The 15,886-nt window shown below is 42.1% G+C and carries 8 protein-coding genes; 4 read left to right on the top strand and 4 right to left on the bottom strand.

All coding sequences use genetic code 11. The annotated features are described in order from the left end of the window. Positions 1 to 271: 271 nt before the first annotated feature. The 3 genes from ABD894_RS00230 (at position 272) to ABD894_RS00220 (ending at position 5,645) form a co-directional block, all read left to right on the top strand. Positions 272 to 1,288 (top strand): aldose epimerase family protein, encoded by a 1,017-nt coding sequence (locus ABD894_RS00230; RefSeq protein WP_345208956.1) that lies wholly within the window; start codon positions 272 to 274, stop codon positions 1,286 to 1,288. Then, positions 1,285 to 3,249, top strand: coding sequence for a glycoside hydrolase family 97 protein (locus ABD894_RS00225; RefSeq protein ID WP_345208955.1), 1,965 nt, complete (start codon positions 1,285 to 1,287; stop codon positions 3,247 to 3,249). Before ABD894_RS00230 ends, ABD894_RS00225 begins: the two co-directional genes overlap by 4 nt. A 188-nt stretch (positions 3,250 to 3,437) precedes the next feature. Continuing rightward, the gene (locus ABD894_RS00220) at positions 3,438 to 5,645 is read left to right on the top strand and encodes an alpha-galactosidase (RefSeq protein ID WP_345208954.1); all 2,208 of its coding nucleotides are present in this window, start codon (positions 3,438 to 3,440) and stop codon (positions 5,643 to 5,645) included. Positions 5,646 to 5,731: 86 nt separating this feature from the next. Here the strand turns inward: ABD894_RS00220 and ABD894_RS00215 are convergent, their stop codons facing one another. Together ABD894_RS00215 and ABD894_RS00210 are read right to left on the bottom strand one after the other, a co-directional pair. Further along, a complete protein-coding gene (locus tag ABD894_RS00215) occupies positions 5,732 to 6,550 on the bottom strand; it encodes a response regulator transcription factor (RefSeq protein ID WP_345208953.1) in 819 nt (272 codons plus the stop codon). Continuing rightward, positions 6,535 to 9,699, bottom strand: coding sequence for a ligand-binding sensor domain-containing protein (locus tag ABD894_RS00210; RefSeq protein ID WP_345208952.1), 3,165 nt, complete (start codon positions 9,697 to 9,699; stop codon positions 6,535 to 6,537). Before ABD894_RS00210 ends, ABD894_RS00215 begins: the two co-directional genes overlap by 16 nt. Positions 9,700 to 9,916: 217 nt before the next feature. Here ABD894_RS00210 and ABD894_RS00205 point away from each other — a divergent pair, with 217 nt between their 5' ends. Next, a complete protein-coding gene (locus ABD894_RS00205; RefSeq protein ID WP_345208951.1) occupies positions 9,917 to 10,876 on the top strand; it encodes a glycoside hydrolase family 43 protein in 960 nt (319 codons plus the stop codon). Positions 10,877 to 10,904: 28 nt separating this feature from the next. Here the strand turns inward: ABD894_RS00205 and ABD894_RS00200 are convergent, their stop codons facing one another. Both ABD894_RS00200 and ABD894_RS00195 read right to left on the bottom strand, forming a co-directional pair. After that, positions 10,905 to 13,502: a BamA/TamA family outer membrane protein gene (locus ABD894_RS00200; RefSeq protein ID WP_345208950.1), complete on the bottom strand. Its 2,598-nt coding sequence runs from the start codon at positions 13,500 to 13,502 to the stop codon at positions 10,905 to 10,907. Positions 13,503 to 13,536: 34 nt separating this feature from the next. Continuing rightward, positions 13,537 to 15,876, bottom strand: coding sequence for a hypothetical protein (locus ABD894_RS00195; protein WP_345208949.1), 2,340 nt, complete (start codon positions 15,874 to 15,876; stop codon positions 13,537 to 13,539). Positions 15,877 to 15,886: the final 10 nt, after the last annotated feature.

Genomic DNA, 15,886 nt, shown 5'->3' with positions numbered 1-15,886 from the left:
AGTTGCGTGCAATACCTTTTAGAATAGAGGATACCTTTTTTTTAATGGATTATACGATTAAATACAATTTAACAATTAAAGCACGATTTATGCAGACTACAACCTGTTTGTTTAACTATCCAAATAATCCATGTATTTTTAATTTTTGTCCATTTTACCAACTTCTATTTTGAAGTAGGTTTATCCCGGCCAATCATTCTAACCAATACCCAATAAATAATTGATATTTAAATACCATTTAGCACGCCAATAAATTTCAGCCTATTAAAATATGAGTACAACTATTACCCGTAAAGATTGGGGAACACACAAAGGCGAAAACCTTTATTTATTTAAACTAACCAATAGCACAGGAGCCTACGCCGAGATAAGCAATTACGGCGCAACGTTAGTATCAGTAGTGGTGCCTGATCAACATGGCGACCAAGGCAATGTAATATTAGGCTTTGCTGAAGCAGCTGCTTACCTGGATGATAAATGTTACATCGGCTCAACCGTAGGCCGTTTCGCCAACCGTATAGGGGGTGCTAAATTTGAACTTAATGGGCAAACTTACCACCTCGAAGCTAATGATGGCGTAAACTCAAATCATGGCGCGTCAAGCGGATTCAATTATCGGGTATTCGGTTTTGAAATTGTGGACGATCATTTGGTACTGGTGCTGCACAGTAATGATGGCGACGGTGGATTCCCCGGAAGCCTGAATTTAAGGGTTACTTATAAATGGAGCGACGATAACGAACTATCCATCCATTACGCGGCGGTGAGCGATCAGGATACCATAGCAAATTTCACCAATCACGCTTACTTCAATCTTTCGGAAGCCGAAACCATGCTCGATCACCGCTTAACCATCAGCGGCGATACCATTGTAGATGCCGGTGAGGATTATATCCCGACAGGAGAAATAAAGCCTGCAGCTGAAATTGAGTTTAAAGGCGATATTTTAAAAGAAATATTACAGCAGAATAGCGGCATCAACTCCTTTTATATACTAAACGATAATGATATTGCCGCTAACGGGTACGCCGCCAAGCTGACTGATGAAACAAGCGGTCGGTTTTTGGAAGTGACCACCTCCTATTCCGGTGTGTTTTTATATACCGGCGATTACCTTGCAAGCCAATACCTCAACCATAATAACCGGTACTGCCAGCCGTTTGAAGGCCTCTGCCTGGAATGCCAGCACTATCCGGATAGTATAAACCACCCTCAATTTCCCTCGCCTGTTTTAAAAAAGCATAAAGTATATGACGAATACATCAATTTCAAATTTGGCCTGATATGAGAAAACTTTCTACCATACTCATATTCGCCGTTGGCCTATTAAGTTTTACAACAGCATCGGCACAAACGTATCAGCTAAAATCGCCCGATAATAACTTCAAGATCAGTATCAACGTAAAGGATAGCATCACTTATTCGGTGGCTTATAAAAACACGAACATACTATTGCCGTCTGCCATTTCGCTTACTTTAGATAAGGAGGTTTTAGGTAAAGATGCAAAAGTGAAAAAGACAGTCACAAGCACAGTAAATACTGTGATTCATCCGCCTTTTGGTAAGGTTGCAAATCTTGCGGAGCATTACAATCAGCTAACTATTGATTTTTCGGGATCGTATTCGCTTATAGTACGGGCTTATAATGATGGCGTGGCCTATCGTTTTATTACCGCGTTAAAAGATTCGGTAAAGGTATTAAGTGAGCAGGCCAATTTTAACCTGCAAGGAGCACCAGCGGCCATATTGCCTGAAACAGATAACTATACCGCATGGGAAGTGCCTTATATTGAGCATCAATCAACCGATTCTATCGCGAATGGCAAAAGGGCTTTAACACCTGCACTGTTCGCTTATAAATCCGGCATTAAAGTAGTAGTTGCCGAAGCCGACCTGTTCAATTACCCGGGCATGTATATTCAAAAGCAGGGCAAGCATTTTGCAGGTAATTTCGCCGCATACCCGGCAGTTACCGTAATGGGTAGCTGGGGCGATTTCGTATCTGTAGTAAAAGAACGTAAAAACTATATCGCGCAAACAGAAGGCACCAGAACCTATCCGTGGCGGGTGATCATCGCTACTGATGATGACAAAACATTATTGAATAACGAGCTGATATACAAGCTATCTAAACCATCGGTAATTAAAAACACCGCGTGGATAAAACCGGGCAAGGCAACCTGGGAATGGTGGCACGATGCCATGTTGCCGGGTGCTGATATTCCTTCGGGCATGCCTAACCGCAATACGGTATTGTATAAATACTATGTAGATTTTGCCGCAAAAAACAAACTGGAGTATTTGATGGTAGATGCCGGGTGGTCAAATAATTATGATGTAACCAAGATCAGTCCGCGGGTAGATATGCGCGAATTAATTAGCTATGCCAAAAAGAAAAATGTGGGCGTATTTTTATGGTGCGTGGCATCGCCGCTGTTAAAAGACCTCGGCAAGAACCTCGATTTTATAAAAAGCCTGGGCGCGGTAGGTATCAAAGTTGATTTCTTCGACCGCGACGATCAGGAAGCCATCAGCTGGCTCGAATTGATCGCTAAAGAGGCAGCCAAGCGGCAATTGATGGTCAATTTTCATGGTTGCAGTAAACCAACCGGCTTACAGCGCACCTACCCTAATATTGTAAATTATGAAGCCGTACGCGGCGAAGAATGTTCAAAATGGGATTATACAGCCAATCCTAAACACCATTTAACATTTCCGTTTACAAGGATGTTAGCCGGTCCGCTCGATTATACACCCGGCTCTATGCGCAATGCTACAATGGAAACGTTTAAGCCAGTTGATCCGGGCTTGCCGTCATCATTGGGTACCCGTTGTCATGAACTGGCCATGTATGTTATTTTCGATCAAACATTCGCTATGCTGTCAGATTCGCCAACAGAGTATGAAAAGTATCCCGATATTATGAAATATGTCTCGGCAGTACCAACAGTTTTCCAGGAAACTAAAGTACTCGACGGTAAGGTGGGTGAATATGCAGTAATAGCCAAAAGAAACAACAAGAACTGGTACTTAGGCGCCATGACGGATTGGGCAGCAAGAACTATCAAAATTGATTTCTCGTTTCTCCCGGCAGGTGTTACTTATCAGGCAGATATTTATACCGATGGGGCGGATGCCGATAAGGTGGCCACCAGTTACGTTCACAAAACCATTACGGTTACCAATAAAACCAAACTCGATATAAATTTAGCTAAGGGCGGCGGCGCGGCTATGTATATTCACCCATAATTATAATAGAATAGTCCATGTAAATCGCAGATTTGTTCATTGGTAATCATGATATTTACCTACATTTTTACGCATTGAATAAACCAATAAAAAGCTAAGCAAATAACAGATCACTATCTTACAATACACTGTTATAGTTCTTGAATAATTATATCCGTACTAATGACAGTAATTATTATATTTATCGAATGAAATCTAAATTACCAATTATTTATCGCATTTCTTTTTGTGTATTATCTTTAGCTGCCTGCACCTACAGCACTGTTGCTCAAAACATTACCATCCCGGTTGAAACAAGCAATAATGCCCTGGTTTTGCAGGTAAGTAAAAACAAAGATCTGGGTACTATTTACCTTGGCAAAAAGCTGTCAGCCGCGGCTGAGTATGAGCAAATTCCTGCTGTTTACAGGCAGGCATCAGATTACACCGGCGGCTTAATCAATTCGGCCTACACACCATCGGGTTCACGCAACCTGTTTGAACCGGCCATATCTGTAACCCATGCCGACGGCAATAACTCGTTGGATTTACGTTACGTAAGTCATAAAGTTACCAAAGTTGATGCCGATGTATCATTACTGAGCATCGTATTGAAAGATCCTGTTTATGATTTTGAGGTTACACTATACTACAAATCATACTACAAAGAAGATGTAGTAGAGCAATGGAGCGTGATTAAACACAAGGAAAAAGGTAACGTTACGCTGCAAAAATTCGCATCAGCTAACCTGTACCTTAAAAGCGACAGCTATTACCTTACCCAATACCACGGCGACTGGGCCAAAGAAATGCAGCCTGAAGAAACCAGGCTTACCCACGGCATAAAAACGCTTGATACCAAATTGGGTACCCGTGCCAATTTATTTGCGCCATCGGTATTTATGGTATCGTTAGATAAACCGGCTACCGAAGATGAAGGCACCGTACTATACGGCTCGGTAGAATGGAGCAGCAATTTCCGTGTGGATCTTGAACTGGATAACCTTGATAATTTGAGGATCATTGCAGGTATCAACAACTACGCTTCGGCATATACTTTAAAACCGAATGAAGAATTTACTACCCCGGCGTTCCTGTACACCCTATCTGACAAGGGGAAAGGCGATGCCAGCCGTAAACTGCAACGCTGGGCACGTAATTACCGTATTCTGGATGGCAAAGGAAACCGCCTTACCCTTTTAAATAATTGGGAAGCCACCTACTTTGATTTTGATGAGGCTAAGCTTGCCGAACTATTAAAAGACACCAAGAAATTAGGTGTAGATATGTTTTTGCTTGATGATGGCTGGTTCGCCAACAAATACCCACGTAATGGTGATGTTGCGGGCTTGGGCGATTGGGAGGAAAACAAAAAGAAATTGCCTAACGGTGTATCGTCATTAGTAAAAGAAGCTACTGCCAACGGTGTGAAATTTGGTATATGGATTGAGCCGGAAATGGTGAACCCTAAGAGTGAACTATACGAAAAACACCCGGATTGGGTAGTTAAGCAGCCTAAACGCGAGGAGCATTACTTACGTAACCAACTGGAGCTTGACCTGAGTAACCCGGCCGTGCAAGATTTTGTATTTAAAATTGTGGATGACCTGTTTACCAAGAACCCTGAACTGGCTTACATAAAATGGGATTGTAATGCTGTGGTGTTCAACGCTTATTCGGCACATTTAAAAAATCAGAACCATTTTTATATTGAGTACATGCGTGGCTTGTATAAAGTGCTTGAGCGCATCCGTGCCAAATACCCTACCGTACCTATGATGTTGTGCTCGGGCGGTGGTGGCCGTGTTGATTATGCCGCGCATAAATACTTCACCGAGTTTTGGCCAAGCGATAATACCGACCCGATGGAGCGTATCTTTATACAATGGGAATACTCATACTTCTACCCTGCCATTAGCAGCTCAAACCACGTAACCGACTGGGGCAAACAGCCTATTAAGTTCCGTACCGATGTAGCTATGATGGGTAAACTGGGTTTTGATATCGTTGTGAGCCACTTGAGCGGTAAAGATCTTCAATATTGCCAGGATGCTATCAAAAACTACAATGCCCTAAAATCCACTATATGGCAGGGCGATCAATACCGTTTGGCTGATCCGCGTAAAAACAGCGTAGCATCGGTATTGTACGTTAACGAAGCAAAATCAGGCGCGGTAATGTTCAATTACCTGGTAAATAACAGGTATGGCGAAGGCAGTAAATTACCTATCCGACTGAAAGGACTGGATGCCGCTAAAAAATACAAGATCAAAGAGATCAACCTGTATCCTGATAGCCGTTCATCGTTGGACGAATCAAAAACTTACACAGGCGATTTCCTGATGACGGTGGGTTACAATCCCGACGTAAACTCGGGCCGTACCAGTGTGGTACTGCAAATTGACGCGGCGAATTAAACCTTAACGTTATATTATTACATGATAAAGCCGGATGTGTTGAGCATCCGGCTTTTGTATTTTTATAAATATTATTGCTGATGATATTAAACCTGCTCCGGGTTTTGGCGGTTGATATAATCCGTTGGCGACATACCAAACTGCTTTAAAAAATTACGCCCGAAATGTGTTTGCGAGCTATAGCCTACCAAATCAGATATTTCGTAGATCTTCAAATTACCCTCGTTTAATAACTCGGCCGCTTTTTTCAGCCTTGCCAAATTGATCAACTCGTTTGGGGTAAGGTTTGATATCGATTTAATTTTACGGTACAGCGTGGGGCGGCTCATATTCATGATATCGGCCAAGTGCTCTACATCCAAATCCTTATTGCTCATATTTCTGAAAATGTCGTCGTTTAGTTTCTCTAAAAATAACTCATCTGATTTGGAGTAAGCAATGGTTTTAATATGCACCAGCGGCGAGTTCGAAAAGTACTCTTTTATCTTGCTCCTATTGCGTAACAAGCTGCCTACCTGTGCATGCAAATATTCCAGCGAAAACGGCTTTTCTACATAAGCATCAGCCCCAAGTTCCAAGCCGTCGATTTTTGATTGTAGCGAGGTTTTTGCAGTAAGCAGCACAACAGGGATATGGCACAGTTCGAAGCTTTTTTTAATGGTTTCGCAAAGTTCAAAGCCATCCATTTCGGGCATCATTACATCGCTTATCACCAGTTGCACAATATTACTGTGCAATATATCAAGCGCTTCTTTTCCGTTTAACGCAGTTAAAACGTTATACTTTTCGTTGAGATCGTCTGATATAAAATCAAGTATTTCGTCACTATCGTCAACCAATAAAATAACAGCTTTATCAGCATCCGTATCAGCAAATTTTACAGGTGTAGTTAATGTTTTCTCCATCGGCTATTCAGGTTAAACTCAATTAATTGGTGTACAGGCAGTGTGAGTACAAATATATTAAATTCATTTCCGGAATATTGCATTTCCAGTTTTCCTTTATGTAGCTCGGCCAATGCCCTTGATATTGAAAGCCCTATCCCGGTTCCGGTCTTTTTATCGTGCCCGTTTATCCTGAAGAATGGCTCAAATATCTTCTCATGCAGTTCGTTCGGGATCTGCTTTCCGTCATTATATACCTTAACGGTAAACAGGTCTTCGTTATCGGCAACGGGCAGTAACGACAGCTTAACTTTTGAATTGCAGTACTTAAGCGCGTTATCCAAAAGGTTACTGATGATCTTGGTGAAAGCTTCGTGGTCAACGTAAGCAAACAGTTGTTGTTTAGGAAGAATTATCTGGTAATCGATATTCTTTTGCTCTGCCGAATCCTGAAAATTATTCCATAATTCTTTAAGCAGTTCGACTATATCAACCTTAACAAAATTGAGCGAGAAGCCGTTAGATTCCGTCTTCCTAAAATCGAGTAGTTGATTGGTGAGATGCAGGAGCCGTTCGGTATTTTTATCCATTATACGCAGGTTCTTTTCAATAGCCGGTATCTCTCCCGCTTGTTTTATCACCTTTTCCATCGGCCCCTTTATTAAGGTTAGCGGTGTGCGTATTTCGTGTGCTACATTGGTAAAAAATTCAATTTTGGCCTGGTATATTTCCTTCTCTTTTTTATTTTCAAAATCCTCCATTTTGCGGCGGTTCTTATTCTCCAGCCTGTCGTGATAAATGGTGATAAGCCAATACAGGCTAAACGAAAAGATGATGCTGTAAGTAAGGTAGGCCCATGTACTCTTCCAAAATGGAGGTAATACCTCAATGTATAGCTGCGCCTCGGCATCCTGCCAAATATTATTGCTATTGGCAGCCCTTACCTTAAAGTGGTACTTGCCCGGAGCAAGCTCGGTAAAATAGGCACGCCTGTTAGTTTTAATGAATGTCCAATCGCGGTCGAGGCCATCAAGCTTATATTTATACTCGGTAGTGGCCGGCGACGTGTAACTAAGTGAAGAAAAATCAATACTAAACGACGATTGGTTATCATTAAGCGTAATCTCCCGCGACAATAATACCGATCTTTTAAGCGGCGACCCGTTACGGTTTACCGCCAGCTCCTTGTTATGCACCTGGAAACCGGTAATATATATAGGCGGTGTAAAGCTAACAGGCTTAAAGGTTGCCGGGTTAAAACTGATCATCCCTTTTACGCTGCCAAAATACATGGTGCCGTTGCTATCCTCAAATGCAGAGTTGTAGTTAAACTGGTCGTTCAATAAACCGTTGGATCGGGTATACCTTATCAGCTTATTAGTTTTAATATCGATACACATCAACCCTTTTGAGCTGCTTATCCAAAGTCGCTTTTGAGCATCTTCGAGCATGCTGTAAATAAGCTCGTTAGGCAACCCTGTTCTTACCGAGTATTCGACTGTTTTTTTTGTTGATGGCGTGTATTTATACAAGCCTGACTCTGTACCTATCCAAATATTCTGTTCCGAATCTTCAATTAGTCCCGTGATACGGCTTACGCTCATGTCTATCTTAAAATCGTGCTTTTTAACTACAAACTTATCTTTCCCCTCAATACTAAAACAATGCACGCCGTCGCGGAAAGTGCCCACCCAAATATTGCCCTTACTATCCTCCATAATACTGGTATAAAAGGAAGTTCGCGGCATGGCCGAAATATGGGTAAAGTTATTGTCACTTACATTATACCTGAATAAACCCCAGGATGTACCAATGATAATATCGCCTTCACGGGTTTTGAGCATGGTGTAAATAAAGTTGCTCTTCAGGTCGTTCTTACCGGGCCCGGCACTAAAATGTTTTACAACTTTTTCGGTACGCAGGTCCATCACATCCAAGCCATGTTCAAAAGTACCTATCAGCAATTGATCGCCATTGATCAGCAAACCATGGATATTGGTTGTACTGATGCCTGTTTTTGCACCATTGGGCTTGAAGCTCGAAAACTTACCCGTTGTAAGGTTCAGCTTATTTAACCCGGCATCTTCAGTTCCTATCCAAAGGTTATTATTACTATCCTTACAAATTTCGCGTACGGCGTTGCCGCTTAAGGAGTTTTGCCCGGTTTTAGGAAAATACTTTTCAAAATTGGTATACTGCTTTGGATAATAATTGGCTCCGCCGAAATAAGTACCCGCCCAAATACCGCCTTCTTTATCCTTACACAGGGAATACACCGCATTGTCTGACAGGGAATAAGGATCGTTATACTGTTTGCGCAGATTGGTTATTTTGTTCTGAGTTTTATCATAAATATAAATGCCCGATTCCGACGCTATCCAAAGTTCGTTAGGCGACCGGTATACAAAATCGCGGGCGTAGATCTCGTCGAAGGCATCGTCCTGCGTGAGGATATCGGTGTAAGTATTGCTATGGGTATCAAAATCTTTAACGCCTTGCGTTGATGTAGCTACCAGTATATGCCCATTGCCGCCATCATAAATCTTCTCAATCGCCTTATTTGAGGTGGGTTTTGAGTGACTGAACATAGAGTAAGGCGAAAAGCTGTTTGACCTCGGATTATACTTTTGCAGCATACCGTCGGGGGTAGATGCCCAAATAGTACCATCGCTCGAAGTGCAAACCGAAGTCGACCAAAAACTGGTATATGATACCAGTTTCTTTGTTTTAGGAGTGTATTTGAATAAACCTCCGGATACAAACCACAAATTATGCCCGTTATCCATCATAATGCTGCGGGTTGGTTTAATCAGGCTGTTGTTCAAAAAAGTAAAGTCTTCTGTTTCGCGGTTATAATAATACAGGCCCCTCTCGGTACCTACCCATATAACGCCATAATGATCTTCAAAAACCGAGAAAATAAAGTTGCTGCCCAGGCTGCGCTTATTAGCGGGATCGTTACGAAAAACTTTGTAGGTGTAACCATCAAAACGGTTGAGACCATCTTTAGTACCAAACCACATAAAGCCCATCCTATCCTGCAACACGCATATCACCGCGTTGTTAGACAGGCCGTTCTCTACCTGGTAATGGCTAAAATAGTAAGATTGCGCGTTTAGCCTGCTTTGTAAAAAGCACAGCAAACACACCAGCAATAATTTGTACCTCAACGTTTATTTGAATTTTAGGTAATTCAAATATAATTGAAATGCCGCACTAAAGCTCATCGATGTAAACTAACGAGCGTTATTTAATTTGTTTGAGACGAATTGATGAAATATTGAAACGAAATAAGATGAATGATTAAGCCTTATAACCCATATTTGGTTATTGATGATTTACCGGGTAAATCGTTAACATACATTATAAACCACCGACTACTGCACTATGAATAAAGCACTCAATTATTGCCTCGCCATCATCTCGATGCTATGTGTTTCTATTAATACCAAAGCACAAACTGCTCCTGATACCTTGCAGATGGCCGACCCTACCATCTTTTTAGATAAAGGCGTTTACTATTTATATGGTACCGGCAGTAGCAAGGGTTTCCTGGTATATAGTTCAACTGATTTGAAAACATGGAAAGGCCCTGTTGGTAAACGCGACGGCCATGCGCTAATTAAAGGCGAAAGTTATGGTACCGAAGGCTTTTGGGCTCCGCAGTTATTTAAGCACAAAAGCAAATATTACATGGCTTATACCGCTAACGAGCACATTGCCATTGCAGAAGGCGACAGTCCGCTGGGGCCATTTACACAGAAAAAGTTCGGCAGTATAACCGAGGCTGATAAACAAATAGACCCTTATATTTTTAAAGATACCGATGGTAAGCTATACCTGTATCATGTTCGTTTAAAAAATGGCAACCGCATTTATGTATCGAGGATGAAAGCAGACCTGTCAGACATTGACAGCAGCACTACCAAAGAATGTATACACTCCGAAACGGGATGGGAAAATACGGCAAGTACGCCGTGGACAATCGCCGAAGGCCCTACAGTGTTGAAACATAACGGACTGTATTATCTTTTCTATTCGGCAAATGATTACCGCAATATTGATTATGCCGTGGGTTACGCCACCTCAAAAAGCCCTATGGGGCCATGGGCCAAACAAAAGGACAGCCCAATACTAAGCCGTAAAGTAACCGGGCGAAACGGTACCGGGCATGGCGACTTCTTTATTGATAAGGCCGGTAATTTAAATTATGTAATGCACACGCACGAAACTAATTCAAAAACTGGCAAGCGTAAAACAGCTATCATTAAGGCAAAGTTCACTAATGATAAACCCGCTAAAATGATAGTGGATAAAAGTACATTCCGCTTTTTATTGCTGGATTAGTAAAGTAAAGCTGGCGGTTTAAGAAATTTTAAAAGTTAACCCCGAATGAGATGTAAGGCAATGACCCTTCTTTTGAAAAGCCAAACACCGCCTCAATCAGTACCAGTTTAGCGGGGATAACGTATAAACCGCCGCCGTAGCCTACGTGTATAGCGTTCGAGCTTTCGCCGGGTGTCCATACACGGCCAATATCGTTAAAACCGATAAGGCCGATGGAGCCGGGCAGCAGGTACGAATTAAAATCAAGCACCTTTACGCGCATTTCCAGGTCATTATAGGCCATGGTTTCGCCTGTAAAACGACCCGTATGGAAGCCGCGCAGATTTTGCACACCGCCTAATTTTACCTTCTGAAAAAATTCGGCATGACCTATGGTGGTTGCCGCTCCGGTACGATTGCTAATAATCAGTATTGAATCTTTATCAGGATTATAAGCGACACCAAATTCCGAGGCGATACGCATATACTTATTATCGGCATGCTTAACTCCCTTGTAACCTGATATAGTGGTAGACCAATAAATACCTTGTGTAGCCATCAATGGTTTATTGCGACTATCATACAAGGCGCTGGTTACGAAACCTGCATATAATTTATCATCGAATACCTTTTCATCGGGATGCAGCTGATTATAATCAAGCAGAAAACGTTTCGGGTTATCGGCTTCCTCGCTGGTATAAAACTGCCCCGCAGCCCCCGCGCTGAACCGCCAGTTATTATAATCACGATAGATGGAAACATTGCCTGTTATCAGATCGTAACGGTTGCGGTAGTAGCTGATCTCTTTATCGCCCTCGTTCACAAAAACACTCTCGTTACCTATACCAAAAAAATTGCTCAGGTTATTAGGGCCAAGCGATCTAAGGCTGACCAATAGATTGTTCTTACCGAAGATGCCCTTATAATCGGCCGTGTAAGTAAATATGAACGATTTACGACCGATGGAATAATTAGCCAGTAACTCGTGTTTAAAAGCATAAGGCTCTTTACGGAAACCATGCTTTTCGTAAGAGAAACCACCTATCAGCAAAATGCCATTATCAATACTGTAGTTAGCCAGCGTAATAGGCATAAACCTGTCGTATTTAAAGCTTTGCTTATCGTAACTATTTACCGTGGTATCTTTTGATAAACGCAATTTAGCTTGCGATGAAGTGGGCACAACATTCGGCTGATCCGATCTGTCGTACACATAAATATTGCCTTTGTTGTGCAGTTCTTTATTTACCGTTACACTATCTTCATCGTCGCCACCTATAATGCGCAATTTTACAGGCGACGGCTTAGTTCCGCTTACATTAAAATCGTCCTTACCGGCAAAACCATAAAGCCTTACCTCCCTGGTAACAGCCGGATCAAAAATACGGTGATAGGTCACTTGATCCAAAGTGCCGTCTTTTTTGATTTTGTTTATACTGACCTCTAAAGTGCCGTCATCTTTGTTAACTATCGCAAAATTATCGCGCTTGTCGGTAGCGGGTACATCTACATAAATGGCTATGAAACGATAATACTCCATAGCTTGTTTCATCAACAAATTACGGCGCGATATCATTTTGGCAACTATCTCTTTACCCGATATCTCGTAAATGCTATCAGGCATCCGCTTTACCGCTGTGGTGATGAGTTCGTCGGTAAGGGTATTTTGAACGTAGCCTATCTCCTTTTTCCAATCATCTTCACTTAAACTATTCAAAAAGTAACGATCAAAATAACGAGCCTGCACATTCCAGCCTTTTACATCCCTTATTTCATAATCATAGCCCTGAAATTTAGAGTTTAACCACTGGTGCGATACTATCCACGGGAAAAGTCCCGAAGTTTTATAATAAACCTGGTCGCGGTCGCGCGGAACGGGTTTGTAAAGATTCGCGCCTTTCTTTTCATCTATCTTTTCCCAGCGCCATTGGTCTTCGTGGCGGTCCCAGTCGCCCAGCAGCATATCCAGTAAACGGGCGCGCAAAACCAGTTTCTGATCAACATGGTTGTCGTTATCTTCCTTTAATTTCTCCTGTGCCTTTACCGTGTTGTACGTTTTCTCCGCGTCTATCGGTTCACGTTCTTCAAACAGAAACACCTGGTTAGCAAACTTTTCTCTGTATTCACCTAAAGCGGCATCATCGGGCACATAAACTATTTGTGGATTTGAATGCGGAATATCCAAGGCCTGGGCCAACGGCGGTACCGTTAAGGCTGAAAAAGGATGAGCTGCCGATACCTGATCCTGTAAAATATCTTTGGTTACCGTTTTGCGCAAGTTGGCGGGTAATCCATTTTCCGGGAATTTTTGGATGGTACGCAACACCCATTCCTGCCCGGTTGGGTCGGCCAGGCGTAATGATTTGGTTTGCTTGCCGCCTCCCAACTGTAATATCTTCAGTCCGCCCTTTTCTTTAGCTATATGAAATATCTTGATCTTTACGGGCGTAGCCCATAACCTGCGGTGGTTATCGCCCAAAAAGAAACGGTGTGTATTGCTCACCTTATTGTATTCGGGAGCTATGGCAATGGTGATACTATCGCCTGCCGCGTTTTGCTGCGCATGAGCAATGCTATGGAGCGACAATAAAAAAGTGCCTGCCAATAAGATAAGCTTTGCAAACTTTAAACGTAATTGTACAGGCATTATTTATGAATGTAAAAATTGATCCCTAATCTATCTATTTTTTATAGTTAACCCCTACCCTTAAAGCTTTTAATCCCGATACGCCCTGCAATTCTTCCAGGTCGAGTTTTTCAACTTCGGAGGTTAAGCTGCCCTGCTCTTGCAGATATTGAATGTATTCGAGGTATTCAAATTCTTCCTGCTGATGAAAATAAACCAGCGCTATTTTATCAGGTTGGGTCAGGCGTTCAGTTGTTCCCTTTATCAAAACCTTGTCTATCCGTTTCTTCACTATTTCGTAGCGGATGTTATATGCCCCCTCCACATCAAAACGGCGTTCATCATTCCTGAAACTGATATTTATCGGGTTTGAGTGGATGAAGATCAGTTGCGTAGTATACAACGGCTTTTCCATCTTGTGCGATAAACCTTCCGTGATACGGGCAATATCTGCCATTGAACGTATTTGCCACAAGCGAAGGTTCTTCAGGTACATATTACTGAAACGGCGTTCTGGCGCTATGGATTGGCCTATGTATATATCATACTCTACACCATCGGTACGGAACTTACTGAAATAGCATGGATACGATTCCTGCAAAGTTGATTGCGCCGTATCAAGGTAATGACTGACAGAGGTATTAATGAGCTGCATCGATGCCTCCAGCTCTCTCCGTTTTTGAAAGCCTATACCGCTTTCTTCCTTCACCGCGTCAAAATAAGCGTCAACAGCCGGTGTGGCTACTGATTTGCTTTCCTTTACGTGTTTTAAAAATGGCTCTACTTCGCCCTGCAAAAAGCCGCTAAGCATGATCTCGTCATTAGTGCTGGTATAATCACCAATCCTGATGAGCCATTCTTCAGTATTATAGATCAGCTTATCTATCAAACTGAGCACTACATGCTCCTTAATAGATTTAAGGGTTTCTATCAATACCAGCAATAATGCTTTAAGATCCTGCTGCAAGGCTATGTTGCGCTCAATCGTGGAATTACGGATATCTACCGCGCCAAAAAGCGGGTAGGTATTTTCAAACATTACTGTTTCAATTTCCGGTATTTGTTGCGTATCGTTCAGCTCACGGATGTAGTTTAGCGCTACCTCGTTAAATTTCCATTGTACAGATGGTTGCAAAGAGGTAAACTTATCTTTCAATACCGCGTCTATCTGCGCGTTAAAGGCATCAATACTATACTTAAATAACTGCGCGAGCAATGGAATAGCGGTTTTTAGTTTCGACAGTAAAACTTCGTCGATCACCAGTTCATGATCCGAATACAGCTCCATTACACCAGCCAGCTTGTTATTATGAAAGATGGGAATAAGCGTATATGAGTAGATACCGGCAGCACTGATAATTTTAAGGAACTGGCTGTCGTGCGTACGCTCTTCGGTGATCTTGTTGTAGAATATCGGTTTCGGGTCTTTACGGTATTCCTCAACCAGGTCGTAAAACACCTGATCGTCGATACCGGCTTTGCGTGACGCAATCACCAATATACTATCATCGCAGGCATTAGAATCAACCACCAGCTTATCATTCACCGTAAGAAAAGGCATTAGCCCGAAATGAACCTTGCTGTTACCCGCCAGTGTGCGTAACGATTCGATAATTGGCGTATAAGCCTCACGCTCATAAGTATGGTTAACCAGTGCCGATCTTATTTTGTGAATGGCATGGTTCTGTGTAATGTCCTCCATCGTGATGATGGTAAAACCTTCGAGCTTGAATTTATTAAGCGGCAATAACTGGGCTAATACCTCAATTTCTTTACCGGCCTGCATTACGGTAGCAATCTCTTCAAAATCAAGTTCGGGCAATTCGCCGTTCACTTTTACATCAATAAACTGCGTATCGGCCTGTATGCTGTAATAACGGTTCAATCCGGTTTCAGGATCGGTATACGTGTACAGCTTCTCGTTTTTAAATGCCGATGTAAAGTTGTAGAACTTTTTAAGTATTAGCTGATATATAAACTGGATCTGTTTCTTTTCTATCGTATCGGCAGTTGATTCGTTCTCATCACGCTGATGAAACTTATGATCGGTATAGAAATTATAGAACGCGTCGGTGCTAAAGAAGATCTTATCGGGCACAGGTGTGCTCATAGCCCAGAAAAAATCTTTTTCGCTGGCCACCAACGGCGTTAAAATAGTGTATATCAGTACCAGTACTTCCTGGTATTTTTCCACGTTGGCAATAGTGATGTCGATATCACTTGTGCTTAACTGGTTCAGTTTATCTAAAAGAAACTTGTAGAACTGAGCTTTTATAGGGTGCTCTGTTTTAACCCTGTCTTCCAGATGATTAATGAGCGCGTTAAACGACAGCCGCGTATCAACCTGGCAGGTAACGCATACATTTTCATTTATTTCGAGTATCTCGGTGTGCATTTTCTTAAAT

The organism is Mucilaginibacter gynuensis (assembly GCF_039541195.1).
Taxonomy (GTDB): Bacteria; Bacteroidota; Bacteroidia; order Sphingobacteriales; family Sphingobacteriaceae; genus Mucilaginibacter; species Mucilaginibacter gynuensis.
Note: the sequence above shows the minus strand (reverse complement) of the source record. Positions and strands in the feature narration are given on the sequence as shown.